Source organism: Methanomethylovorans sp. PtaU1.Bin093 (genome assembly GCF_002067275.1).
In the GTDB taxonomy this organism is placed as follows: domain Archaea; phylum Halobacteriota; class Methanosarcinia; order Methanosarcinales; family Methanosarcinaceae; genus Methanomethylovorans.
In genome coordinates, this window is record NZ_MVQX01000054.1 from 62,025 (window position 1) to 84,227 (window position 22,203).

General features: G+C 43.8%; 27 protein-coding genes. 17 read left to right on the forward strand and 10 right to left on the reverse strand.

The window, feature by feature from the left end; all coding sequences use genetic code 11:
- Positions 1 to 28: 28 nt before the first annotated feature.
- From map to A4E24_RS06260, 4 genes are all read left to right on the forward strand, one after another.
- Positions 29 to 919 carry a type II methionyl aminopeptidase gene (map, locus tag A4E24_RS06245; protein WP_292352422.1) on the forward strand — a complete coding sequence of 297 codons (891 nt, stop codon included), beginning with the start codon at positions 29 to 31 and terminating at the stop codon, positions 917 to 919.
- Positions 920 to 972: 53 nt separating this feature from the next.
- A complete protein-coding gene (locus tag A4E24_RS06250; protein WP_292352423.1) occupies positions 973 to 1,695 on the forward strand; it encodes a hypothetical protein in 723 nt (240 codons plus the stop codon).
- 52 nt (positions 1,696 to 1,747) lie between these two features.
- A complete protein-coding gene (locus A4E24_RS06255; protein ID WP_292352424.1) occupies positions 1,748 to 2,035 on the forward strand; it encodes a YunC family protein in 288 nt (95 codons plus the stop codon).
- 121 nt (positions 2,036 to 2,156) lie between these two features.
- Positions 2,157 to 3,068 carry a presenilin family intramembrane aspartyl protease PSH gene (locus A4E24_RS06260; protein ID WP_292352425.1) on the forward strand — a complete coding sequence of 304 codons (912 nt, stop codon included), beginning with the start codon at positions 2,157 to 2,159 and terminating at the stop codon, positions 3,066 to 3,068.
- Between the two features lie 16 nt (positions 3,069 to 3,084).
- Here the strand turns inward: A4E24_RS06260 and A4E24_RS06265 are convergent, their stop codons facing one another.
- The 9 genes from A4E24_RS06265 to A4E24_RS06305 all read right to left on the reverse strand — a co-directional run bounded on the left by A4E24_RS06265 (position 3,085) and on the right by A4E24_RS06305 (position 11,471).
- Positions 3,085 to 3,546: a carboxymuconolactone decarboxylase family protein gene (locus A4E24_RS06265; RefSeq protein WP_292352426.1), complete on the reverse strand. Its 462-nt coding sequence runs from the start codon at positions 3,544 to 3,546 to the stop codon at positions 3,085 to 3,087.
- A gap of 8 nt (positions 3,547 to 3,554) precedes the next feature.
- Positions 3,555 to 4,490, reverse strand: coding sequence for a methanogenesis marker 7 protein (locus A4E24_RS06270; RefSeq protein WP_292352427.1), 936 nt, complete (start codon positions 4,488 to 4,490; stop codon positions 3,555 to 3,557).
- Between the two features lie 4 nt (positions 4,491 to 4,494).
- Positions 4,495 to 5,088, reverse strand: a complete 594-nt coding sequence (locus tag A4E24_RS06275) for a methanogenesis marker 17 protein (protein WP_292352428.1) — start codon at positions 5,086 to 5,088, stop codon at positions 4,495 to 4,497.
- A gap of 5 nt (positions 5,089 to 5,093) precedes the next feature.
- Positions 5,094 to 6,335, reverse strand: coding sequence for a methanogenesis marker 15 protein (locus A4E24_RS06280; RefSeq protein WP_292352429.1), 1,242 nt, complete (start codon positions 6,333 to 6,335; stop codon positions 5,094 to 5,096).
- Entirely contained in the window at positions 6,332 to 6,784 is a 453-nt protein-coding gene (locus tag A4E24_RS06285; protein ID WP_292352430.1) for a methanogenesis marker 5 protein, read from the reverse strand. The genes A4E24_RS06280 and A4E24_RS06285 overlap by 4 nt, the downstream gene beginning before the upstream one ends.
- Positions 6,785 to 6,793: 9 nt before the next feature.
- Positions 6,794 to 7,225 (reverse strand): methanogenesis marker 6 protein, encoded by a 432-nt coding sequence (locus A4E24_RS06290; RefSeq protein ID WP_292352431.1) that lies wholly within the window; start codon positions 7,223 to 7,225, stop codon positions 6,794 to 6,796.
- On the reverse strand, positions 7,222 to 8,778 hold the full coding sequence (locus A4E24_RS06295) for a methanogenesis marker 3 protein (RefSeq protein WP_292352432.1): 1,557 nt from the start codon (positions 8,776 to 8,778) through the stop codon (positions 7,222 to 7,224). Before A4E24_RS06295 ends, A4E24_RS06290 begins: the two co-directional genes overlap by 4 nt.
- A gap of 25 nt (positions 8,779 to 8,803) precedes the next feature.
- Positions 8,804 to 10,420, reverse strand: a complete 1,617-nt coding sequence (gene atwA, locus A4E24_RS06300) for a methyl coenzyme M reductase system, component A2 (protein ID WP_292352433.1) — start codon at positions 10,418 to 10,420, stop codon at positions 8,804 to 8,806.
- A 232-nt stretch (positions 10,421 to 10,652) separates the two neighbouring features.
- On the reverse strand, positions 10,653 to 11,471 hold the full coding sequence (locus tag A4E24_RS06305) for an HAD-IC family P-type ATPase (RefSeq protein ID WP_292352434.1): 819 nt from the start codon (positions 11,469 to 11,471) through the stop codon (positions 10,653 to 10,655).
- A 77-nt stretch (positions 11,472 to 11,548) separates the two neighbouring features.
- Here A4E24_RS06305 and A4E24_RS06310 point away from each other — a divergent pair, with 77 nt between their 5' ends.
- The 11 genes from A4E24_RS06310 (at position 11,549) to A4E24_RS06360 (ending at position 19,748) form a co-directional block, all read left to right on the forward strand.
- Positions 11,549 to 12,298: a matrixin family metalloprotease gene (locus A4E24_RS06310; RefSeq protein WP_292352435.1), complete on the forward strand. Its 750-nt coding sequence runs from the start codon at positions 11,549 to 11,551 to the stop codon at positions 12,296 to 12,298.
- Positions 12,285 to 12,647, forward strand: coding sequence for a methylated-DNA--[protein]-cysteine S-methyltransferase (locus tag A4E24_RS06315; protein WP_292352436.1), 363 nt, complete (start codon positions 12,285 to 12,287; stop codon positions 12,645 to 12,647). The genes A4E24_RS06310 and A4E24_RS06315 overlap by 14 nt, the downstream gene beginning before the upstream one ends.
- Positions 12,648 to 12,659: 12 nt before the next feature.
- Positions 12,660 to 14,366, forward strand: coding sequence for an aldehyde ferredoxin oxidoreductase family protein (locus A4E24_RS06320; protein ID WP_292352437.1), 1,707 nt, complete (start codon positions 12,660 to 12,662; stop codon positions 14,364 to 14,366).
- A 169-nt stretch (positions 14,367 to 14,535) separates the two neighbouring features.
- On the forward strand, positions 14,536 to 14,919 hold the full coding sequence (locus tag A4E24_RS06325; protein WP_292352438.1) for a translation initiation factor IF-5A: 384 nt from the start codon (positions 14,536 to 14,538) through the stop codon (positions 14,917 to 14,919).
- Between the two features lie 56 nt (positions 14,920 to 14,975).
- On the forward strand, positions 14,976 to 15,845 hold the full coding sequence (gene speB / locus A4E24_RS06330; protein ID WP_292352439.1) for an agmatinase: 870 nt from the start codon (positions 14,976 to 14,978) through the stop codon (positions 15,843 to 15,845).
- Between the two features lie 116 nt (positions 15,846 to 15,961).
- Positions 15,962 to 16,612: an HVO_0476 family zinc finger protein gene (locus tag A4E24_RS06335; RefSeq protein WP_292352440.1), complete on the forward strand. Its 651-nt coding sequence runs from the start codon at positions 15,962 to 15,964 to the stop codon at positions 16,610 to 16,612.
- Positions 16,579 to 17,247 (forward strand): protein-L-isoaspartate O-methyltransferase, encoded by a 669-nt coding sequence (locus A4E24_RS06340; RefSeq protein ID WP_342765377.1) that lies wholly within the window; start codon positions 16,579 to 16,581, stop codon positions 17,245 to 17,247. Before A4E24_RS06335 ends, A4E24_RS06340 begins: the two co-directional genes overlap by 34 nt.
- Positions 17,248 to 17,368: 121 nt before the next feature.
- Positions 17,369 to 17,824, forward strand: a complete 456-nt coding sequence (locus A4E24_RS06345; protein WP_292352442.1) for a bifunctional nuclease family protein — start codon at positions 17,369 to 17,371, stop codon at positions 17,822 to 17,824.
- 47 nt (positions 17,825 to 17,871) lie between these two features.
- A complete protein-coding gene (locus A4E24_RS06350) occupies positions 17,872 to 18,579 on the forward strand; it encodes a DUF1614 domain-containing protein (protein ID WP_292352443.1) in 708 nt (235 codons plus the stop codon).
- A 43-nt stretch (positions 18,580 to 18,622) separates the two neighbouring features.
- Positions 18,623 to 19,444: an imidazole glycerol phosphate synthase subunit HisF gene (gene hisF, locus A4E24_RS06355; RefSeq protein ID WP_292352444.1), complete on the forward strand. Its 822-nt coding sequence runs from the start codon at positions 18,623 to 18,625 to the stop codon at positions 19,442 to 19,444.
- A 16-nt stretch (positions 19,445 to 19,460) separates the two neighbouring features.
- A complete protein-coding gene (locus tag A4E24_RS06360) occupies positions 19,461 to 19,748 on the forward strand; it encodes a MazG nucleotide pyrophosphohydrolase domain-containing protein (protein ID WP_292352501.1) in 288 nt (95 codons plus the stop codon).
- Between the two features lie 15 nt (positions 19,749 to 19,763).
- On the opposite strand, the gene A4E24_RS06365 is transcribed toward A4E24_RS06360, so the two are convergent.
- Complete coding sequence (locus A4E24_RS06365) at positions 19,764 to 20,660, reverse strand: cation diffusion facilitator family transporter (protein WP_292352445.1); 897 nt, start codon at positions 20,658 to 20,660, stop codon at positions 19,764 to 19,766.
- 267 nt (positions 20,661 to 20,927) lie between these two features.
- Between A4E24_RS06365 and A4E24_RS06370 the strand changes: the two genes are divergently transcribed.
- Both A4E24_RS06370 and A4E24_RS06375 read left to right on the forward strand, forming a co-directional pair.
- Positions 20,928 to 21,902: a PGF-CTERM sorting domain-containing protein gene (locus A4E24_RS06370; protein ID WP_292352446.1), complete on the forward strand. Its 975-nt coding sequence runs from the start codon at positions 20,928 to 20,930 to the stop codon at positions 21,900 to 21,902.
- Positions 21,899 to 22,195 (forward strand): hypothetical protein, encoded by a 297-nt coding sequence (locus A4E24_RS06375; protein WP_292352447.1) that lies wholly within the window; start codon positions 21,899 to 21,901, stop codon positions 22,193 to 22,195. The genes A4E24_RS06370 and A4E24_RS06375 overlap by 4 nt, the downstream gene beginning before the upstream one ends.
- The last annotated feature ends 8 nt before the right edge of the window (positions 22,196 to 22,203 follow it).

Sequence of the window (22,203 nt, forward strand, 5' to 3'; positions counted from 1 at the left end):
TTATTAAGTTATCATTCGTAGGTGTTTTATGACAAGTATAATGCAGGATGATATTCTGGAGAAATATCTTAAGGCAGGCGAGATACTATCCAGGGTGAGAAGCGAAGCAAAGGATAGGGTCAAAGTGGGTGCAAGTCTGCTTGAAGTAGCGGAGTTCGTGGAAAACAGGACCATAGAGCTCGGAGCCGATGGTTCAGCGTTCCCATGTAATATCTCACGGAATGATGAAGCTGCCCACGCCACACCAATGGCAGATGATGAGTCGGTTTTTGGAGAAGATGTGGTGAAGCTGGATATCGGGGTTCACGTGGATGGCTATATTGCTGACTCTGCCATCACAGTGGATCTCACAGGCAAGCATGGGGATCTCGTCAAAGCCTCAGAAGCTGCCCTTTATGCTGCTATAGATACTGTAAAAAGTGGGGTTAATACCGCACAGCTGGGTTCTGTGATCGAAGACACTATTGTAGATCTTGGTTTCAGGCCAATAGTCAATCTGACAGGCCATGGGGTTGCCAGGTATATTGCCCATACTCATCCCAGCATACCCAACCGTCGTATTGATCACGGTTCTGTGCTCACCGCCGGAGATGTGATAGCTATCGAACCCTTTGCTACTGATGGTGCGGGAAAAATAATAGATGGTTCATGGGCAGAGATATTCAGTGTCATAGGGAACAAACCTGTGCGTCTGCCAGCTGCCCGTAATCTTCTGAAAGAGATAGAACCGTATCGGATGTTGCCATTCGCCAAGAGGTGGCTCAAGACCGAAAAACTTGACTTTGCTCTTATGCAGCTTGCTAAATCAGGTGTGATCACTTCTTATCCGGTACTCAAGGAAGTTGCGGGCGGTCTTGTATCCCAGGCAGAACATACGCTGATCGTTACAGAGGACGGTTGTCAGGTGACCACTCTTTAATGAGGGATAGGTTGAAAGCTCCACTTTTAGCATTTTCATTGTTTTTTTTGTTTATGATACTTCCAGTGAACGCAACCTTCACCTGGGAAAACAATATTACTGTTGGATATGAAGAGGTCCAATGGATATATACGGAAACCTATGATGAAGCCAATTCTATCATCTACAAAGACTACGTCGATGTGTCGGTGGGTAACCGGGATGGCTTCATAAATGCCTGGGAGGTTCTTAAAACTGATGTGAATACCAGATCTGCCCTACAAAATTCTATCATTGAGCAGATGGATGTAATTGTGAATGGCTCTTCTGAAAACATCGTGCTAACAGATGTAAATTCTCGGATGTCCCCTGAATTGTTGGGTCCGGTAATGCAGGCAGAGGTTATTACGAATATCTACACGACCAATTACCGCGTTTTATATCCTTTTTTAGAAGCTGGGGACAGCAATATATGTTTCATTGGTGAAAAAAACACTCCTATAGTTATCAATATGCCTAAGGGGATATCTGTGAATTCTACTGAGGGTATCGATAATGTATCTGTCAGCAACAATGGACAGGTTGTAAAGGTCGCGGGTAGTTTTGATTCAACTGGAAAAGCAACAGTTCATTTCCACTTGGAGGAGGCTGAAGATATCGTTGCCTCAGTCCCGGAAGTCACTGAAGAGGGTCTTTCAGGTGAAGGAAGGATATTGGGGGATGAGCCATATCATGATTTCTCTCTTGCTGGAAGGATATTCCCTTCTTTAAGGATATGCAATCCCGACAGTGCTTAAATAAAGGATATACTCTTTATAATCCATTTAATTAATGTTGAGGCAATAGAAGATGATGATCGAACAGATAAAACTAAAAAGAGGTATTGCTATAGGTCTGAACATTGAAATGCAGCATGCATCTTTGCTTGTGGTGAAAGCTGATTTGGGATTCGTGATGTGTGGTTATCTGGATATGGCCACAGCTGAGAAGCTGGGAGATGTGGCTGCACGGGTTTCAGGGGTCAGCACATTTGAAGATGTTCTCGCTGCAGAGGTCAGGTCAGTAACCCCTAAAGCTAAAGAACTTGGCATTGCAGTGGGCATGAAGGCTGTGGATGCCTTGGAGCTAATGTTCTGAGCTTATACCAATATTCTTATTACTCTTTATTATCTCAACATGTTAACACTTGCATAGGATTAAATACTCTTAATATATTCTTAAATTAAAAATATTTTTGATCTTAAGAGGGGATATTACTTTGAGTTCGGAAAAAGGTTTCTTAAAGACTTATGCTCCAATCTTTGCTATGGCCGGCATCATATTAGCTGTCCAGTTTCTATCTTTGTTGCTGGCACAACCTATGAATGCCGAAGGTATGCAGGCTTTTGAGGACCCCGACTCCACAGCCAATAGTTTGTACTACGTCGTGATCATCCTTGTGTTCACTTTCTTCCTGCTCGTAGCACTGAAGAAGAATATGCAATGGGTCATTCAGCTTGTAATACTACTTGCAGTGGCTTCTACGGTATATTATGTGTTCATAGCTCTATTATCGCTGCTGACGGACTCGAGCACGGCAATAAATGCTGTTTCTTTGTTCATGGCAATAGTTCTTACTGTTCTGCTGTACAAGTTTCCGGAGTGGTATGTGATAAACACTATTGGCTTGATCATAGGAGCAGGTGCGAGCGCCATCTTCGGCATTTCCCTTTCAATCATCCCGGTACTTGTTCTGCTATCACTTCTCGCTATCTATGATGCTATCTCCGTCTACAAGACAAAGCACATGATAGACCTTGCTGAAGGTGTTATGGACCTGCGGTTACCCATACTTTTCATTATTCCGAAGAAACTGAACTATTCCTTTATCAAGGACACTTTTAAGAAAGAAGACGGCGAAGAAAGAGAAGCTTTTTTCATGGGTCTGGGTGATGCAGTAATGCCTACCATTCTGGTAGTTTCTGCTAATGTTTTCCTGGATTCACCTTTGAAATATATGGGCATTTCATATCCTTCCATAGGTGCCATGATCGGAACACTAATAGGATACGCTGCTCTTATGGTATTCGTAATGAAAGGGAAACCACAGGCAGGCTTGCCATTCCTTAACACAGGTGTTATACTTGGATACGTAGCAGGTGTACTGATCACAGGTGGTTCTTTCTATTAAAAAATTTTAAGACCCATCATCTCTGCTCTGGCAGTTCAGAATTAAAATTACAGAACATACAAGAGGGGTCCTTTCCTTCTTCAGTAGACGCAAACTCAGAATCTATGGCACGGGTACCCTCCGCAAGTATGGAAGCATTGGCTACGGTACTGCTGATAAGGATCGTATCGAATATCTCTTCCCTGCTCACCCCAAGTCTTTTAGCTGCCCTTATGTGGGTTTTAAGACAATGACCGCACTTGAGGGCAGAGGCAACAGCAATACTGATAAGTTCCACGGTCTTTGGGTCCATGCGCTTGAACTCACGCATAATGCTGTTCGTATATATCATTCTGGAGATAAAGAGTTCAGGCATATCTTTAATGAAATTCACTATGTACGGGACCTCTCCATACTGTTTCTTCATGTCCTCCAGCATTTTTTCAACGATTTCTTCCGGTTTTTCGTCAAGAAGTTCTTTGATCTTTTCGATTTCCACGTTGCACCTCACATCTCTATGCCCACTTCAGATTTCCTTTTAACCTTCACAAGTATGTAGTTCTTCATTTTTGAGGGTGTAATAGTTGCAACATCTCTAAGGCGGATATTATCCTGCAATTCCATATCTTCAACCTTCTTATGGAAATCAGCATAAGGGAGTTTAATGCGCAGTCCATCTAATTGCAGTGTGAGCGGCGCAGGGGTATATACGCTTTCTATCTCAGGGATCTGTTCCTGTACCTCTTTCATGATCCTTGCAGGCAGGACGGCAAGTGGGTCCCTGGCAATATCCTCTCTCATTTTTTCCACGATCATCCCCACTTTCTCACTCATAACATCCAGGCCCTCCAGTTCATCACTGTGCCTTAGCCTGTGAGCGACCCTGCCGATGTTCCCTATGTACATATCGGCACCAGGCACTTCTTCAGTCTTTAGGTCCGGCCCTCCTGTGGCAACGATGGGTATCTTTATACCTTCAAAGAGTTTAGGTTTCTTATTGATTATACAATCCCGGAAGGTACCAAAAGAGAACAGGGCAATATCATGCTCATTTATTAGTCTTCTTTCATAATCTGCAGAAAGTGCAACTCTTCTTCCCATGCCTCTGGCAAGTCCTATCATTGTGGTGTTAGCGCCTCCACGCCTGAGGAATTCAGCTATATCACAGGCAGAATGCGGCAGATGATGAGACGCAAGCGTAGGTGAAACAACGGCTATTTCAGTTCCTGTAAGGGGAGCTCTGGATATCTTCCCAAGAAGATCTTTGGCAAGCTGCTCAATAAGGTGTACATCATCTCTGGGTACGAGCATCACAAGAGTAACCTCTGTGGCAGCCGGTGTTTTCTGGATGAGGTATCCTCCCAGGTCTTCCAACAGTTCCAATATAAGCGTATGCCTGTGTATTCCACCTTCATATATGTAAGGTTCAAGCACTGCTGCCAAGAGCCTATCCTCCCTTTATCTTTTCAAGCATTTGGTGTCCTTGCTGCACCCATTCTGGTTTCATGGCATCTTCGGATGCTACGAAAATAAATTCATTGCTGTTAAGTGAGTGATAACGTACCCTGAACCCTTCAGGAGTTCCTCTTATAGCCATTTCGACAAGCCTGGAAAGCAATGTACGTTTTGGGTCGAATATGGCCATTTCTTTTATGGTCTCTATCTCAGTGTCCATATTTTCCACGTTTACATTTATGGTCTTCCTGTCCTGTTGAATGACTTTTCCGCGTCCATATTTTACCCACAGTTTCTCCAACAGGTCAGGCAGGTACTTCTCATCTCGCAGGACTATCTGTATCTCATTCCTAGTGACAGCTCCAATGTTAACATCTGCAAAGTCCGATGTTTTTACCAACGGCGGGCTACCTCTCAGAATGATGGCCATCTGGAATAGTGAGTATTCAGGCGTTATGATAGCATATATCCTGCCAATAGAGTTGGCAAGACCAAGCTCCGAAATGACATCTGAGAGTATTGATCTGTAAGCTTCGGCCTCTTCAGGTATTTTAGTTTCCACCTTGAATATCTCCAGAGGCTCCATATTTCTTATCCCTCCACAAATCCCGATGCCAGCAATGCACTTCCCACAGCGCCTATGAGGTGGGAGTTCGGTGGCACAAGCACATCTATTTTAAGCAGACTGCTCAAGGCTTTTGGAACGCCTTCTATCAGTGAAGAACCACCCACGAGGATCAGTGGCTCTTTTACATCCACTTCCTGCAATTGCTGCTCAAAGATCTGTTCCACCACACTATGGCATGCCGCAGCAGCTACATCTTCCGGTCTTGATCCTTTCGCCAGTGAGTTTACAAGTGACTGGATACCAAAGACAATGCAGTAACTGTTCATATCGACCTTTTCCTGCATACCTTTTACAGCCAGTGCACCCAGTTCAGTAATATCGACACCAAGTCTCTTTGCTGTCATATCCAGAAAACGCCCGGATGCACCTGCACAGATACCACCCATGGTGAACATGCCCGGAATCCCATCTTCCACTGATATGGCCTTGTTATCCATTCCACCAATGTCTATAACGGTTGCAGAGCCCTTTTGCTTGTTTGCCAGGTACACCGCACCTTTGGAATTGACAGTGATCTCTTCCTGTACCAATTGCGCCTTAAAATGCTCTCCTACCAGGAACCTGCCATAGCCGGTGGTTCCAATAGCCTGGATATCTTCGGCCTTTACTCCAGCTTCTTCCAGTGCACGGTTGAAAGCTTCTGTGGCACTATCTATGACCTTTATAGTGGGCACCCAGCCTTGGCCAATGATCTTGTCATCTCTCATTATCACAGCTTTCGTGGTGGTCGAACCAGAATCTATACCCGCAGTAAGGCCAGTCTGTTTCTCTCGAGCCAGCAGATGTTTCCTTCTTGCGATGGTGGTAAGAGCTTCCATTCTTGTCATAAGGGTGGCTGCTGTTGTCCTTTCGGTGAATGAATAACTGATAACAGGAATGTTGGAATGCTTGTTTATATATCTCCTAACTTCGTTCCTTACAATAGCAGCTTCAGCACACCTGAAACATGATGTGATGAACACTCCATCCACATCTGCAATGCCTTCCACCACTGCCTGTGCTCTTGCCATCATCAGACGCAGATCAGGACTTGCAGCCTCTATCCCAAAATCCCTTCCTATAGTGTCAAGGGAAGCTATATCTATTTCCGGGAATACCAGTTTTGCATTGACACTGGAAGTCACTTTTTCCAGTTCACCCTGGACACCTGCGTATTCCGAACCGCATGAGACCAGTGCCACTTTTACTTGCTTCTCCGTGCTCATGATCTCTCCTCCGTTGAAAGTGATCTCAGGAACTCGGCTATCTTGTAGACAAACTCCTTACCTTCCTCTTCACTTCTGGGGTATTCTACTTCAAGGATAGGTATCTCTTTTTGGCGTATCAGATATTTGGTAAGCTCGTTCGTCCTGGCGCATCCCATGCACCCAAAGGCCATGGATGCCTCGTTCACGATGATGGCAGCTTCTGCTTCATCTATCATAGGTCCAACTATGGCCATCCTCCCCCTTACGCCTGCGGGCACCTCCACTGCTGCATACTTCAGACCCATTTTAGGCTCTTCAGCCGTTATGTTCAGAGGTGGAGAGTCCACTCCTACAGTATTTACTTTCTCTTTTATCTTTTCCATCATCGCAAGGGGCTTGTGGCCGAAGCGTTCTACAAGATCAGAAAGTATCAGGCTGTTGATAGGATAAATGATCACTTTTGCCATTATATTGCCTCATAAATTAGATTCAATGATCTCCTTCAGCTTCTTTACTTCTATTTTTTCAGCACGGTGTATCTCGGCGGGTGGAACATGTTTATCATAAGCATCAAGTGCTTTTCCGATCATGGGTAGCATCTGGACTTCCTCTCTCAGGTAATGGAATCCTGGTCTGGGTCCGCCACCCCTTACAGACCGACATCTTCTCTCATCCCCGGGGTGAAACCCACGCTCTTTCACAAAGATATGATTCCTGTCCATAGCTCTCAGTTCATCAACTACTCTATCCACAGCAGTCCTCGGACCAGTAACCATTGTTCCAAAACAAGTTTCTTTGATAGTTATGGATGTTTCTGATTCATATACTTTCATTGCGGCATCTATGGGCAGAACGCTGTCAGAACTTATTACCACAATTTTTGTGATAACATCTTCTTCATTATTCATGGGTCCCCCTCCCTGTTACGTTCGATGACATAGATCTTATCTCCTTCTTTGAAGTTCCGGAGCTTTTCGATGTCAAGGATACGCCCAATGATATTTGTACTTATGAACTTCTCTCCGGTAGGTCCGAAAAGGTCATCGTCCTTCGTTTTGACACCCACCATTCCCATACGCTTAGCCGCCTGGTTTGTAACACCTATCTCTCCGGACACAACCTTTTCCTTTGGTGTGTTCTCCGGCAGGATCTCCTTATATCTCTCTGCAGGTTTTTCAGCTTTGAAAATATAGGTATTCTCATACATCATTATCAAAGGCATAATTCCTACGGGCCTGAACTGCAGGCCAATGGCATGTCTGAAAAAGTCCAGGGTTATGGGTGCAGCATTGTCATACAACTCTATGCTAACTATCTTTGAGTCATCAACTCCTGTAGCCCTGACAGTACCTTCCCGAAGTATCTCAATGGTAGTATCGGGCTCCTGGGCCACAATTAGCGCCTCATCAGCGATATCCCCTTCTCTTATAAGTTTCACACTATATGGAGATAATTCCTCTTCAGCCTCGCGGAAACTCTTGCCATGCAGCATTATCTGTGCTGGTGTGGTATGTATCAAAAGCCGGTGTCCGACTTCTGCCATGTTCACAAGTTCCATACCCTGTTCCACGTGTCCGATCACCGAATGCAGAATGCTGGCTGTTCTGTCATCTGTGGAGATAAAAGCCTTTCCTGCTCCATATCCCACGGTGCGCAGGAATACACTCCCTCTCATTCGCGGTTCATAGTTTTCATATACAGGAAGCTCTCCAAGAAGAGCATGATCTGATATAAAAGAGCTGGAGACCATATCTACTTTGAAACTTCCATTCCTTATAACTGCAAAAAAATGTTCTGCTCCGTGGGGTGATTCCGCCGACATTGCCACATCCAGAAATGTGAATACTTTTTCCCCATCCTCGAGAGGAACCGTAAGATCAGTAGTAAGAAGATGTTCACCTGTTTGCTTCCATGATATCACAGGCTTTATCTCAATTATCCTGTCTTTCTTTTCCAAGTTGTCCAATACACTTTTTCCACTTACTACTCTTCCAAAGGAACCTTCCAGGGGGGCCCCATATTCTGCAGAATGTCTATCCTTAGTTATTATTAAGTGCGTATTATGAGGGTCTCCTCCACCCGCTGCAAAAAGAAGTTCATATTCTCTATATGTGCCTGCCTCTCTCTTGGGAACCATTTCACTTGCAAAGGGACCAAATGCCACTGCATCCCGGCTGATCCATCGCAGAGGTATATCCCTGTACTCTCTGAACTTATCTGCCCACTGTTTCTTCGAAGATGAATGCTTTTCAAAGAGTTCGATAACGAATTCCCCGGAGGTGGTAATTATCCGATATTCCACTACGTTTTCTTCTTGTTCGATCTCAGACCTTTTCAGTATTCCTACTGAAACACCTTCTTTATAAGGTGGGTCAGATACCCGGATGGCATCCCCAAGAGTAGCTCTTTCAGGCAACTTTATTTCAATTCCGTTGACCTCTACGGTTATTTCGCCATCCACATCTAACACCTCTTTGAATACTTCTCTATCGGTCCGCGTTAGCTTCGATCCTTTCGGTTTCGGTAAGCTGTGCGATCACTTTCCCTGGCTCCCCTATGTCCACCATCTCTCCATTTCTCATAAGGGCTACCCTGTCACATATCTCTTCCAGAAAGTCCATGTCATGGGATACGATCACAAATGTATTACCAAGTTCTTCCCTCGCTTTGAGAATGGACCTTGTGACATCTTTTTTAGTAATTGGGTCCATTGTACCTGTTGGTTCATCCATTACTATTATATTTGGCTCCTTCATTAATATCTGGGCAAGTGCCACCCTGTGCCTCTCTCCTTCGCTAAGCTCGTCAGGCATCTTGGATAATATCGATCTTGCCTTTTCTTCTGTGAAACCGGTGCTTTTCAAAGTGATGATCGCCTTTCTTACTGCCAGTTCATAAGGCAGGTCAATACCGATAGACTCAGTAAGATTATCTATTATGTTGCGGTGGGTGTAAAGACTGTATTCCTGGTGCAATATGCCCATGTATTGGAGTGCACGTCCCCTGCATTCCGGCCCAGGTTTTTTCATATCGATCCACTCATCTCCTACCCTCGTAATAACTTCACCGCTGGTGGGCTGAACTATGCCCATGAGGATCTCTGAGGTCGTGGTCTTCCCCGCACCGCTGACTCCTGCAAGGCCGAATATCTCACTTTCTCTCACTTCAAAAGAGATATCATTAACTGCATTAACAACCCCTCTTGTAACTGATATGTACTTCTTTTTAAGGTTCTGGACCTTTATAATGGGGTCACCTATGGCAAAGTCTTGTTTTTTCTCGAGTGCACATGCCATGCCGGTAAATTTCGTTGCCATTTCGCAGGGGTCACCCTCGGCGATTATGGCTCCCTCCTCCAGGATAATTGCCCTGTCAGCAATATCTTCCACCACTTCAGACCAATGAGAGGTTATGACCATCGTCATATTATAATCCTTAACAGCCCGCTCGATAACGTCATGTACTATCTTTGCCGTCCTTGGATCAAGAGTGCCTGTAGGTTCATCGGCAAGGAGTAGCATAGGATTCCTTACAAGCTGGCGGGCCAACACAACTCTTTGCTTTTCTCCGCCGCTCAGGTCACGTGCTACATGCATCATCCTGTGCGACAGTTGAACTTTTTCCAGTAATTCCATGGCCTTTGAAGTCACGTCTTCATCCTGGTGTCCGATCTCAGTAAGTGAATTCACTACATTGGTTATGACCCTTTCATCACCATACAGTGCAAAAGTACGTTGGAGCATTATAGCTATTCTCTTCGTGATCTCCCTTCTCTTATGATCATGTATGGGCATCTCAACAAAATCAGCATCAAAAGGTAGCAATTTTTCTCCGGGACATACTGGACATCCACTTCCTATTTTGCTTGGAGGTTCGATATGACCACATTTTTCACAGGTTGCAAGGTGATATATAACCTGTCCGCTGATACTTTCATATTCTTCTACGCCGCGAAGTACGTGCATTAATACAGTTTTGCCTGCTCCGCTTCTTCCCAATATGCCGATGACCTCTCCTTCGTTAATAGTAAGGTTTATGTCCTTCAGAACTTTAAAGCCGTCAAAATCCACATTAAGGTTTTTTACCTCGATGAACGCTGCCATTTATGTTCCTCCGTTTATGTACCGGCTGGAATTATTCTAGTTTATGACTACCAGTTCAAATTACTTAATGGTATTGTATGGTATGTACTAAACTGCTAACAACTTCTGCCGGACATTTATAATTAGTTTTTGAATTCCCTTTTTGTAGAGTATCATCTGCATTATATCAAACTATACATAAACGTAACGCATATTGTTTTCGCCGTTAACAATAAAAATCTGTCCCCTGATCTTACCTATGGTCAGAAGCATTCAATGAGTCCACAATATCTATAACCTCTATGATATCTCTGATCAAATGATCAGCGGCTTCCAGTAATCTTTGTGGTCTTTTGTCCCCTTGCTGGGTAGTGACTATCCCCACATCAGCAACCTCCAAGGCGCGAATATCGTTAACACCATCGCCTATCATCAGTACGATATCATATTTCTTTTTAAGGGCCAGTACAATATTAGCCTTCTCATCTGTAGTGGCTATATCGAAAACATTTGGAAGTGGAATGCAGAGTTTTTCAGCTACTCTCCTTAGTGAACGCATGGTGTCGCCAGATGCTATGTATGTATCGATGCCCCTGCTATGCAAAAGCTCTATTGTTCTGGGCGCATTGGAGTATAATTTTCCTGCTGTGCTCAGTACGTATGGGATGAACCGCAACTGTCCATCCACGATCAGACCTGTTGCAATATAGTAGCTTTCAGGGCAACTCCGGTGTGCAAAAGCCAGGACTTCTATCACATCTCCAACTACGACCTTTTGGTCGTTGATTATTTCCATTGCCTCCTCTGTGCTCATCGGTCCACTGGAACAACTGATGTCTATTTTTAATCCATTATCAGCTATGAACCTCCGAAGTTCTGTTTTTGGATCAGTGTCCTCAATGGCAACAGGTTCAGCATGCATTACCACAAGAGCTCTTTTGGGTCTCTCTGCTACCAGCATGATACTTTCGATGTTTTCAAGAATATTGCCCGTTGATGTCTCTTTTGCCACACGGTACATGCGTAGCAGTGTTCCAGCGCTATCAAATACCACTGCTATCTTCTTTTGCATAGGGCCGGTTTGTCCTTCATCATATTTATCGTTATGCAGCTCATATTTATTGATCAATTAACTATTTGTATTGCGTAATGTATGTTGATATGATGCTCATGATCCAAACATGTCCTGCTTTCATAGGGTCTTTATTTGTTGTCTGCTTTTTTACTTCAGTGGCAGTACATGGTGTTTATGCAATGGAGGACAATGCTTATCCTGCGCTTACTACAATACCTTGGGACCATTCCCCGATCACAGTATACATCGATAATGTTAATGTTCCAGAGCATTACAGTCCCACATATAAAGAACAGGTAGAATATGCTATGGCATACTGGGAAAAGGGGGGAAATGGCCATCTGGCATACGAACCCGAATTCAGGCTGGTTGATTCTGAAAGTGAAGCTGACATCTATATTGTGTGGGTGGAGAATCTGGAAAAGGACGCGGGCGTCGAGAACGGTGTTGCAGGTTTTGCAAGGCCTTATGAGGTCAATGGGAAGTATATGCGAGTGAATATCGTCCTGGAGGTGGGCAATTATGAAGGTCATGCATGGAAACAATATGGTGATGCCAACATGCGTGAACTGGCAAAGCACGAGCTGGGGCATGCTCTTGGTCTTGGCCACAGTACCGACAGGCGTGATATCATGTACCCCACCTATGATCAAAAGGACAACATCGACCCACTACTTGTAGAGAGGACCAGGCCTTTCATATATGCTGCTGTCATAGTCTCCGCAATTACAGTGTCATTATCTGTCATCAGCTGGTTACGATATCGTGGAAAAAGACGTTCTATCGAAGATAAGTTCCTGGGTGGCAAACATGGAAGATCTTGAACTCCTGTGTCGTGAAATGCTAAGATACCTTAAAGGTGAGCAAGTAGATTTCTCATGGTGTAAAGTTGATCTTTCCCATTTATCCGATTTTGAGAAAGATGTGCTTGAGCAGACAAGACACATTCCCTACGGGCATACAATTACCTATGGAGAACTGGCTGCACTTATAGGCAGAAGAGGAGCTTCCAGAGCAGTAGGAAGTGCTTTATCAAAAAACCCATATCCTATAATCATTCCATGCCATAGGGTAGTGTCAAGTAAAGGCATGGGAGGATTTTGTGGAAGTAAGGATCATGAAAGTTTATCTTTGAAACGCAAACTACTGGAGCTTGAAGGAGTTAAAATATGAAGGTGAGGACGAATGTTCGGCTGGACAGGAAGGACTATCGTTGTTGACCTTAGTTCTCATTCGGTCACTGAGTCAAGAACCGGTGTAAAACGATCCAGAGAATATCTGGGAGGCCGGGGTTTTGGTATAAAGCTGATGTATGAATTTGCTGACCCAGATGTGGATCCCTTATCACCTGACAATCCACTGGTGTTTGCTACAGGTCCGCTAACAGGGACTGCAGCTCCAATGTCCGGACATTATTCAATTACCACGAAATCTCCACTTACTCATACTATTTTTGATTCCAATGCCGGAGGACACTTCGGAAAGGCAATGAAATATGCGGGTATAGATGCCCTGGTCATTACAGGAAGGTCCGATATCCCTCTGTATCTATCTATCTTTGATGAAGATGTAGAACTCATCTCTGCAGAACATCTTTGGGGAAAAGATACAAGGGAAACTGCTTTGGCTTTGAAGGAAAAGGGAAGTGTGGCATGCATAGGCAGGGCAGGTGAAAAAAAAGTACTCTTTGCAAACTTTGTGAGCGACAACCTTTATTCAAGTGGCCGGGGTGGTCATGGGGCTGTAGCCGGCTCCAAGAACCTGAAGGCCGTAGTGGTAAAAGGCACTAATGACCCTCTTATAGCAGATCCGAAAGCATTTGAAAAGGCTATAGCCAGTGCACAGAGGTTACTACAAGCAAATCCAGTAACATCCAAAGGTTTATCTGTATATGGTACTTCCTTTATGGTCAATGTAATGGACCATCTTGATATCCTCCCTTCCATGAATTTCAGGGAACAGAATTTCCATTATGCTGAAAGCATCTCAGCAGAAAAACTCTCAGCGTCTTACAAAAGTAAGAAAACACCATGTGATAACTGTCCTCTTGGATGTAGAAGGTTGCTTGAAAACGGTAGTCCAATACCTGATTATGATGCTTTATGGGCTTTTGGCCCAGCTGTGGGTAACACTGATCAGGAATCCATTGTAAAGGCTAATGAACTTTGTTATGTTAATGGTGTAGATCCTATATCATGTGGAGCTACTATTGCATCATATCTTGAAATATCGGGTGGGAAAATGGATCCTGCACAACTGTTGCAAACAGTTTCTGATATTTCACAGGGCATCAGTTCACTCAGTGAAGGTTCTTTATCCTATATGATCAAGCAGGGCGTAAAAGAACTTAGCATGAGTTCCAAAGGTCTGGAAATACCCGGCTATGATCCCAGGGGCATTCCAGGGTTTGCTCTTGCATATGCCACTTCAAACAGGGGGGCATGCCACATGAGTGCATTTATGGCAGGACCCGAGTTATTGGGTAAACCGGTGGGGCTTGACAGATCTGTATTAAATGGCAAAGCTGGCTTTGTTAAGTTGTTCCAGGATCTTGCAGCAGTTATTGATTCTGTAGTCCTGTGCCCGTTTGTGAGTTTCGCTCTGAGCGAAGGAGAGATAGCTTCTTTGATCAGTGCTGCAACGGGAGTATCATATTCTTCTGAGGACTTGCTGAGGGTGGGTGAGAGGATATGGAACCTTGAACGATCGTTCAACCTTGGGGCCGGTTTTACCTGTGATGACGATACCCTGCCCAGGAGAATGTTTTCAAATGGTGGCATTTCAGAAGGGGAATTTAAAAGAACCATTGCTGAGTATTACCGATTCAGGGGATGGGACAGTCTGGGAGTTCCAACTACAGGCAAGCTTGCACAACTTGGGATAACATTTTAGTATGGTTCTCAGTTCATCAGTCGCAGTGGGTCATTTAAATAGTAATCTTTGTATTTTCTAGACTATATGCTTCTTATATAGATAACTTGATATATGGAATGGTAAATTATTACCAGTCATATTCAATATTTGATCGCTTATTTAATAGACCGTTCCGGAGAATTCATAAATGAAACAGCAAGTAGAGGTTAAAGAACTTAAAGAGGGTAAGTACGTTCTAATTGATGAAGAGCCCTGTGTCATTAAGAGCATTTCTAAATCCAAGCCAGGAAAGCATGGTTCAGCAAAAGCAAGGATCGATGCAATTGGAATTTTCGATAATCAGAAAAGGTCCATTGTGGGACCTGTGTCTGACAAGATATATGTTCCCCTGGTTGAAAGAAAGAGCGCTCAGGTAATTGCCATAGCAGGCGATGTTGCCCAGCTTATGGACATGGGCGATTACTCGACCTTTGAGCTTCCTATAACTGAAGAATATAAGGAAAGAGTAAAGGAAGGGGAAGAGATCACTTATCTTGTTGCCATGGGCAAGATGAGGATCGATATGAGGTAAACTTATACCTCATATATTTTCTACATGTATACAAATTTATACACTATTCTGGTTAAATGTTCCACGATCTTTGTATGATGGATTCACTGTCAGATTATTCATCTGCCAGATATGTTCTCTTTGGTGTTCCCTTTGATGGTACATCTTCTTTCCGTGCTGGCAGCAGGTGGGCTCCTGATGCTATGCGCAAGGCATCTGCTAATTTTGAAACCTATAATTCATACTTCGACATAGATTTTGAGGATCTGCTGATCCATGATGCAGGTAACTTCGAGCCTTACTCGGATGTTGAGAAGACACTCGAAGAGCTTTTCTTCGCAGTGGAACCGATCGTGAAGGATGGAAAGCTTCCAATAATGATGGGTGGAGAACACTCTCTGACCTATCCCTGTGTGAAGGCATGTGCAAAGCATGCTGGCGAAGACATTGGCTTTGTGGTGATGGATGCTCATTTCGATCTGCGTGATGAATATGGCGGTGTAAAATTCAATCATGCCTGTGTTTCCAGACATATTTTAAATGACATCACTGACAAGTATGTGACAATTGGTGTGCGCAGCGGTCCCAGGGAAGAATGGGAGTTTGCAAAAGATAATGGTGTCTGCTACTATACTTCTGACATTGTAAGAGAAAAAGGTGTTAAAACAGTTCTTGCAGAAGCACTTGAACACATTGACTGTGACAAGATATACCTGTCACTGGACATGGATGCCCTTGACCCATCTTTTGCCCCCGGTCTTGGAACACCTGAACCTTTCGGGCTGACAGATGTGGAAGTGCGGGACATTATCCGCATCCTTGCCCCTATGTCTATAGGTTTTGATGTAGTCGAGATATCTCCGGAGTACGATGGAGGTCAGACTGCTCTTCTGGGCACGAAATTACTTCGCGAGTTCATTGCAGCACACGCTGCAGCAAACAGATGAGATCCAAATTTGATTTCAGTTGATAAGCACCTTCTTGCTTTCATCTGTTCATTTTGAGATTTTGGAATTTCCTTGGGGTTAAATATTTACTCTTCCCTGTCATAATTGAACAGATTATGAACGAAGAAGTCGAAGTTGTATGTCCCTCTTGCTCACCACGTCATCCGGTGCTGCATGAGGTCCTTAAATCAGGTGTAAATCCTGTGGTAAAATGTTCAGAATGTGGCACAGTTCACCCTACGGTTATAGCAACTCCCAGGATCATTGATGTCAAGGTTATCGTGAGCAGAGGAGAATCTTCCTTTCCACTGCATACCCATCTGCAGGCTGATGATATAATTCGTGTTGGCGATGAGATGTTCATAGATGACGAGTCTTCAGATGAGGTCTATCCGGTTGTAATAACAGCTATAGAATCTGGTCAAAAAAGGCCAGAAGCAGCCAAAGTCGCAGATATTGATTATCTATGGGGCAGGGCTATCGACGAGGTGTGCGTAAAGATAGCGATCCATGAAGGCACCACTACAAGATCGGTGATCAAGCAGGTTCCCGGAGGTTACCAGTTCACCATTGGTTCGACTGAAAAGGCTGGGCCTGATGAGTTCAAGATCATAAAGATCAAGGAAAGAGATGGCAGTTTCAGATCCCGTGATGGTATCGTCATAGAAGCCAAGAATATAAAGCGTATCTTTGCAAACCCTGTTCATAGAAGAGCATGGGGAAGTGGTACTTCGTGGAGTTCTCGAAGGAGAGAGCAGAGCTGGTAGCTCGCCTGAAGGTTCATGGTATAAGTGAAAAGGTTCTCAGAGCAATGCTTAATGTGCCCAGACATCTCTTTGTTCCATCTGTGCATATGTCAAGCGCTTATGTGGACTCACCACTTAATATCGGGTATGGTCAAACCATATCTGCTCCTCATATGGTAGCTATTATGTGCGATCTGCTTGACCTTCAGGAAGGTCACAAAGTCCTGGAGGTGGGTGCAGGTTCGGGATATAATGCTGCAGTTATGGCTGAGATCATAGGTAATACAGGTATAGTATATTCTACTGAAAGGATACCGGAGCTTGTCAGATCGTCGAAAAACAATCTAAAGGCAGCTGGCTATCGTAATGTAGAGGTTTTTCTTTCCGATGGATCTATAGGTCTGCCTGAACATGCGCCCTATGACAGGATATGCGTGACCGCATCAGCTCCTTCTATTCCTGAACCTCTGGTGCAGCAGCTAAGATCAGGGGGGAGGATGGTTATTCCTGTAGGGGAGATGTTCCAGTCCCTCTACCTTGTTACAAAAGAGAATGATGGTACTGTGGTCACTAAAGAATGGGGTGGCGTAGTTTTTGTTCCCCTGATAGGGAAACATGGTTTTCATTTCGAGCAGAAACCTTACAGGCACCATTGAAGTTTCCATATTTAAATAGAGCTTCATTCATATGATTGCACATTATAAGGAGAATTTTTGATTGCATATTTATATGATATGTATCATATAATAGTTGATAATGTAGGAAAGTGTTCCAGTCATGGCAAATGAGGAAGGAGTCAGGGAAGTATTTGTGAAGGGTATTTTTCTAGTAAATATGCTGGGTGGTACATCTCCTGCGGTATTGCTGGAGGATGAGGATGGTTTAGTAATGCCCATTCACATAGGCCAGGCTGAAGCATTGTCGATTGATACGGTGATGCGTAATGAGACCCTTCCACGTCCTATGACCCATGACCTTCTGGTAGCTATTCTTGAGCGCATGGAAGTTGAAATTGACAGTGTGTTCATTGATGATAAGATAGATAATGTCTATTACGCCCGCCTGGTGCTCAATGATGGAGGAAAGCATATGGAATTTGATGCCCGTCCCAGTGATTGTATCGCCATAGCCCTAAGGACAGGTGCTAGCATCATGATATCCGAGGACTTGATCATCAATGATGCTGTCAGCAAGGACCTGCTCAAAGGGGCACGTTCTCTTTCCCTTTACTGATAAAAAAGTTTAGAAAAACTTATATGGTGTCCAGTTGATGCTTCTATATGAGGCACAGGATATTCTACAATCCTTTCACAATGGTCTTTACCTTTGTGCTGTTGCTTCTGTTATCGGTAGTCGTATCATTTCTCTTTTTCGGGCTTGTAAGTTCAGCTTTTGCAAAATTGGGTTTTTCGTGGGGTGATGCATTCCTGCTTCTTTTCCTCTGTCTGATCGGCAGCAACATCAATGTCCCTCTTACGACCCTGGAAACTGAGGTGCATATCTCTAACGATAATTTCGTCAGGGCCTTTGGTGTAAAATACCGCGTGCCTTTCAAGGATAGTTTTATCAGGAAGACCACAGTGGCTGTTAACATAGGAGGGGCAGTGATACCTATCCTCGTATCAGTCTACCTTCTTTATATATATCCAGGAGCGATAACCTATTCGCTGTATGGGATGATCATCGTAGCAGCAATTACTAAAATGGTAGCACGTCCTGTAAAAGGTGTGGGTATAGTGACACCTGCACTGGTACCCCCACTGGTCGCAGCATTAAGTTCCATACTAATAATCTATCATTTTCCGGCGGATCATGAGTTCATATTCATAATTGCATACACTGGCGGCACCCTTGGCACATTGGTCGGTGCGGATCTCCTCAACCTGCGCGGTATTACAAAGATAGGTGCGCCGGTGGTGAGTATAGGCGGGGCCGGCACTTTTGATGGTGTTTTCCTTGCCGGTGTTATAGCTGTACTCCTGGTGTGAGGATTCATAACCTATTAATACGAGTTTTCCATGAGTATTCATCATGCTCACAAAAAGGATCATACCCTGTCTTGACGTGACACTTGATGAAGCCGGAGGCACCGTGGTCAAAGGCATTGAGTTCGTTGACCTGAGGAAAGCAGGCGACCCTGTGGAACTTGCCAAGCGCTACAACGAACAGGGTGCCGATGAACTTGTATTTCTTGATATTACAGCTTCCCATGAGGGTAGAGGCACCATGGTCAATGTCATAGAAAGGACCGCTGATGAGGTTTTCATTCCCCTTACTGTGGGAGGTGGTATCAATTCAATAGAGGACATCCGGCAGATCCTAAGAGCGGGTGCTGATAAGGTTTCTATCAACACTGCGGCAGTGAAAGACCCGGACCTCATCCGGCAATCATCGCAGATATTTGGTTCTCAGTGCATTGTGACAGCTATTGATTGCAAACGCAATCTGGATGTTGAGAACAATCAGGATAAGATTATTTTGGAGCTTGAAGACGGTACGCAGGCATGGTACGAAGTTGTCATCTATGGAGGTCGTAAACCAACTGGCATCGATGCAGTACAGTGGGCAAAAAAAGTAGAGGAACTTGGTTCAGGTGAGATCCTGTTGACAAGCATGGATAGGGATGGTACATACGATGGATTCGATATTCCAATCACCAGAAAGCTCTCCGAGGAACTGGATATACCTGTGATAGCTTCTGGTGGAGTGGGCAACCCGCAGCACATATATGAAGGCTTCATTAAAGGTAAGGCCGATGCTGCACTTGCAGCAAGTATCTTCCACTTTGGGGAATATACTGTGCAGGATGTTAAAGCATACCTCAGGGAAAGGAATATCCCTGTCAGGCTGTAATTCGGGTGGTGTTATTCTGGAGATCAAGGAATTCCAGCAGTTCATGTCCGATCTGTACGGACACAACGATAGAAGGCGTGGTGCCATTGCCACCATGTTATGGCTTGTGGAAGAAGTTGGCGAACTCGCGGAAGCTGTGCGCAGACACGATACAGAGAACATTAAGGAAGAGCTTGCGGATTGTTTTGCCTGGGTGGGTGCCCTGGCAAACCTCTACAATGTGGATATTGAAACAGCTTTCCTCGAAAAGTATCCGCTTGCATGTCCCACATGCGGCAAAAATCCCTGTGTCTGCACGGATTGATAATCAATAGGCAGATCAGATGTAGGGTTCACAATGGATGTAAAGGATAGCTTCTTTACCGTACTTCTCACGTAACCTGTTCTCTATTTCAGTGCAGATATCGTGGGCTTCTATAAGACTTAGTCCCTTATCTACCTGTATGTGGACATCAGTGGCAATATTATTGCCTATCTTTCTTGTTTTGAGCTTGTGGAAGTCTTTAACGCCTTCGGTAGAAACAATGACATGCTGTATATCTTCAATGATCTCTTTTTCAAGAGCAGCTTCCGTAAGTTCATTGGCATTCCTGTAAGTGATCTCCAGTGCCACTTTGAATATGAAAAAGCTCAATACGATTGCTGCTATCGGGTCAAGGACTACCCATTTGCCCCCCAAGGCTATTGCACCGCCGATACCTAGCATTGTTCCCACAGAAGAGAATGCGTCTGACCGATGATGCCATGCGTTTGCTTCCATAGCATCACTTTTTATCTTTCTGGCATAATTTAAGGTATATCTGTACAGCAATTCCTTTGTAACGATAGAAACCACCGCAGCAATAAAGGCTATAAGTCCTGGTTGTTGCAGGTTTCCGCCATTAATTACAACATGTATCTTTCCCAGGCCACTCAGAAATATCTCCAAGCCTATGATAAAAAGTACAATGCCCACAAAAGCCGCGCATAGTGTTTCTATCTTGCCGTGGCCATACTGGTGGTTATGATCGGCAGGTTTCCCTGCAGCTTTTAGCCCTACTATCACCACAATATCAGTTACAAAGTCAGAAAAGGAGTGGACCGCATCTGCTATCATTGCTGCACTGTTCCCTAAAATTCCAGCAATGAACTTAAAAATGGTCAGGATGATGTTTACTATCATCCCATTTGCAGTCACTTTTACAGCGGTTTCACTTCTTTCTTTTCCAGTGTGCATGCGATTCGATGCTCCTTTGGATAAATTAATGACTATTGTCTCTCTATTTAACTCTTTGTGTATTTTTTGAGTACCATATTCTTTTTTAATACCCTCCACTCTTTTTTGTGTCCTTACTTTATTAATCATTTTAAAATATGTTTTGAGCACCTATCTTTTCAACTTTGATCTATGACCGTTGATCAGATCACTAATCTACTTTTTCACATTTCAGAACAATTTAAATAGATCTAACACAGAATTATCTATGTGTAAAGGGGGTGCGTTATGGTCAACAATATCAGGATATATTGTGTAGCCATTTTCCTGCTGACATTAACAATCTATTCTAGTGGCTGTATCAAGAATTTCGAAAAAGAGTCGAATATTATAATAACGGATACTGAATTGTCCGTAGACAAAGTGACAAGTTCTTTTGTAGATATCAACGTGACGACTTATATTCTTCATACAAGCGGAGTTCAAAAAAATGATACTTCACTGCAATTGAAGGTATTTGATAGTAATACGGACTTTTTGAAGTCAAAGAAAGCTATAGAGGTAGGACCCATAAAAGAAGGTGAAACATCTTCAGTTTCTCAATCTATCAGATTGCCTAGAGAAGGCACATACAGGGTGGAGTTTGTGCTGTCTGATGGCAATAAAACAAAATCCACGGCGGAGATATATTTGAGTGGGCTTGAAAAATTGAAGACTGACGTACAGGAAATAGGTATAGGTATAGATAGTATAGATTTCCTGGTTCGGAAGGTCGTAGGCAACAACGTTGTGATCGAATCTGATGTTTATATTACAAATTCAGGTTCTAATGTGAGTCAAGACTACAAGATGCTGGTGAAAGCCCGCGAAATGGATGCACGCCTTATAGCGGACAAGGTCTGGACCACCACTGGGCTAATAGGTCCGGAAGAAACAGTTGTAAGAAGTGTAAACCTTACAGTGCCTGATAACTACAATTATGTTGTAGAGATCCTCGTCTGGAAGGATAATGTCCTTGTGAAGCGTGGAGAAGATTACGTCCAGTTGAATCCTCAAAAGGTCATCGATAAGAACATGACAGTTGAGTCTAAGGACATCGTAACAAGCGATTTTGTAGTAGAGGAACCAGTAATGCCAGGCGAAACACCTGCATATGAAACACCTTATGAAGAACCAGAAATGGGTACACCAGGATTTGGTTCAGTCCTTGCAATAATATCTCTAATTGCGGCATTGTTCATATTCAGGAGGAGATCTGTATGAGTGGTGAACTAAAAGAAACCGGAAATATGGGGCAGGTGCAATCTCCTGTACCAGTAAAGGCGAAAGAGAAAAAAGAACCAACAATGGAGGACTATTTCAGGGGTGGTCTATTTGTATTAGTAGTCCTCTTGCTTGCAATTTCTTCTCTCCAGTTCGTCGGCTCGGTAAATCAGGTAATCTACACATGGTTCGAGTCTGAATATATTCCCATCATCAGGGCTGTGTTTAATCTTGCAATGGTAGTTTTCTGTTTATATGTGATAAAATACTACCTGCTGAAAAAGAAGGCATAGACTTCCTT

What these genes read in the sequence shown, in the direction of transcription:
- A4E24_RS06290 (WP_292352431.1), bottom strand. Translation starts at nt 7,225, where the DNA reads ATGAATAATGAAGAAGATGTTATCACAAAAATTGTGGTAATAAGTTCT.
- A4E24_RS06315 (WP_292352436.1), top strand. Translation starts at nt 12,285, where the DNA reads ATGGAAGATCTTGAACTCCTGTGTCGTGAAATGCTAAGATACCTTAAA.
- hisF (WP_292352444.1), top strand. Translation starts at nt 18,623, where the DNA reads ATGCTCACAAAAAGGATCATACCCTGTCTTGACGTGACACTTGATGAA.
- A4E24_RS06250 (WP_292352423.1), top strand. Translation starts at nt 973, where the DNA reads ATGATACTTCCAGTGAACGCAACCTTCACCTGGGAAAACAATATTACT.
- A4E24_RS06335 (WP_292352440.1), top strand. Translation starts at nt 15,962, where the DNA reads ATGAACGAAGAAGTCGAAGTTGTATGTCCCTCTTGCTCACCACGTCAT.
- A4E24_RS06370 (WP_292352446.1), top strand. Translation starts at nt 20,928, where the DNA reads ATGGTCAACAATATCAGGATATATTGTGTAGCCATTTTCCTGCTGACA.
- A4E24_RS06280 (WP_292352429.1), bottom strand. Translation starts at nt 6,335, where the DNA reads ATGAGCACGGAGAAGCAAGTAAAAGTGGCACTGGTCTCATGCGGTTCG.
- A4E24_RS06305 (WP_292352434.1), bottom strand. Translation starts at nt 11,471, where the DNA reads ATGCAAAAGAAGATAGCAGTGGTATTTGATAGCGCTGGAACACTGCTA.
- atwA (WP_292352433.1), bottom strand. Translation starts at nt 10,420, where the DNA reads ATGGCAGCGTTCATCGAGGTAAAAAACCTTAATGTGGATTTTGACGGC.
- A4E24_RS06285 (WP_292352430.1), bottom strand. Translation starts at nt 6,784, where the DNA reads ATGGCAAAAGTGATCATTTATCCTATCAACAGCCTGATACTTTCTGAT.
- A4E24_RS06345 (WP_292352442.1), top strand. Translation starts at nt 17,369, where the DNA reads ATGGCAAATGAGGAAGGAGTCAGGGAAGTATTTGTGAAGGGTATTTTT.
- A4E24_RS06320 (WP_292352437.1), top strand. Translation starts at nt 12,660, where the DNA reads ATGTTCGGCTGGACAGGAAGGACTATCGTTGTTGACCTTAGTTCTCAT.
- speB (WP_292352439.1), top strand. Translation starts at nt 14,976, where the DNA reads ATGTTCCACGATCTTTGTATGATGGATTCACTGTCAGATTATTCATCT.
- A4E24_RS06275 (WP_292352428.1), bottom strand. Translation starts at nt 5,088, where the DNA reads ATGGAGCCTCTGGAGATATTCAAGGTGGAAACTAAAATACCTGAAGAG.
- A4E24_RS06375 (WP_292352447.1), top strand. Translation starts at nt 21,899, where the DNA reads ATGAGTGGTGAACTAAAAGAAACCGGAAATATGGGGCAGGTGCAATCT.
- map (WP_292352422.1), top strand. Translation starts at nt 29, where the DNA reads ATGACAAGTATAATGCAGGATGATATTCTGGAGAAATATCTTAAGGCA.
- A4E24_RS06365 (WP_292352445.1), bottom strand. Translation starts at nt 20,660, where the DNA reads ATGCACACTGGAAAAGAAAGAAGTGAAACCGCTGTAAAAGTGACTGCA.
- A4E24_RS06310 (WP_292352435.1), top strand. Translation starts at nt 11,549, where the DNA reads ATGTATGTTGATATGATGCTCATGATCCAAACATGTCCTGCTTTCATA.
- A4E24_RS06350 (WP_292352443.1), top strand. Translation starts at nt 17,872, where the DNA reads ATGAGGCACAGGATATTCTACAATCCTTTCACAATGGTCTTTACCTTT.
- A4E24_RS06255 (WP_292352424.1), top strand. Translation starts at nt 1,748, where the DNA reads ATGATGATCGAACAGATAAAACTAAAAAGAGGTATTGCTATAGGTCTG.
- A4E24_RS06325 (WP_292352438.1), top strand. Translation starts at nt 14,536, where the DNA reads ATGAAACAGCAAGTAGAGGTTAAAGAACTTAAAGAGGGTAAGTACGTT.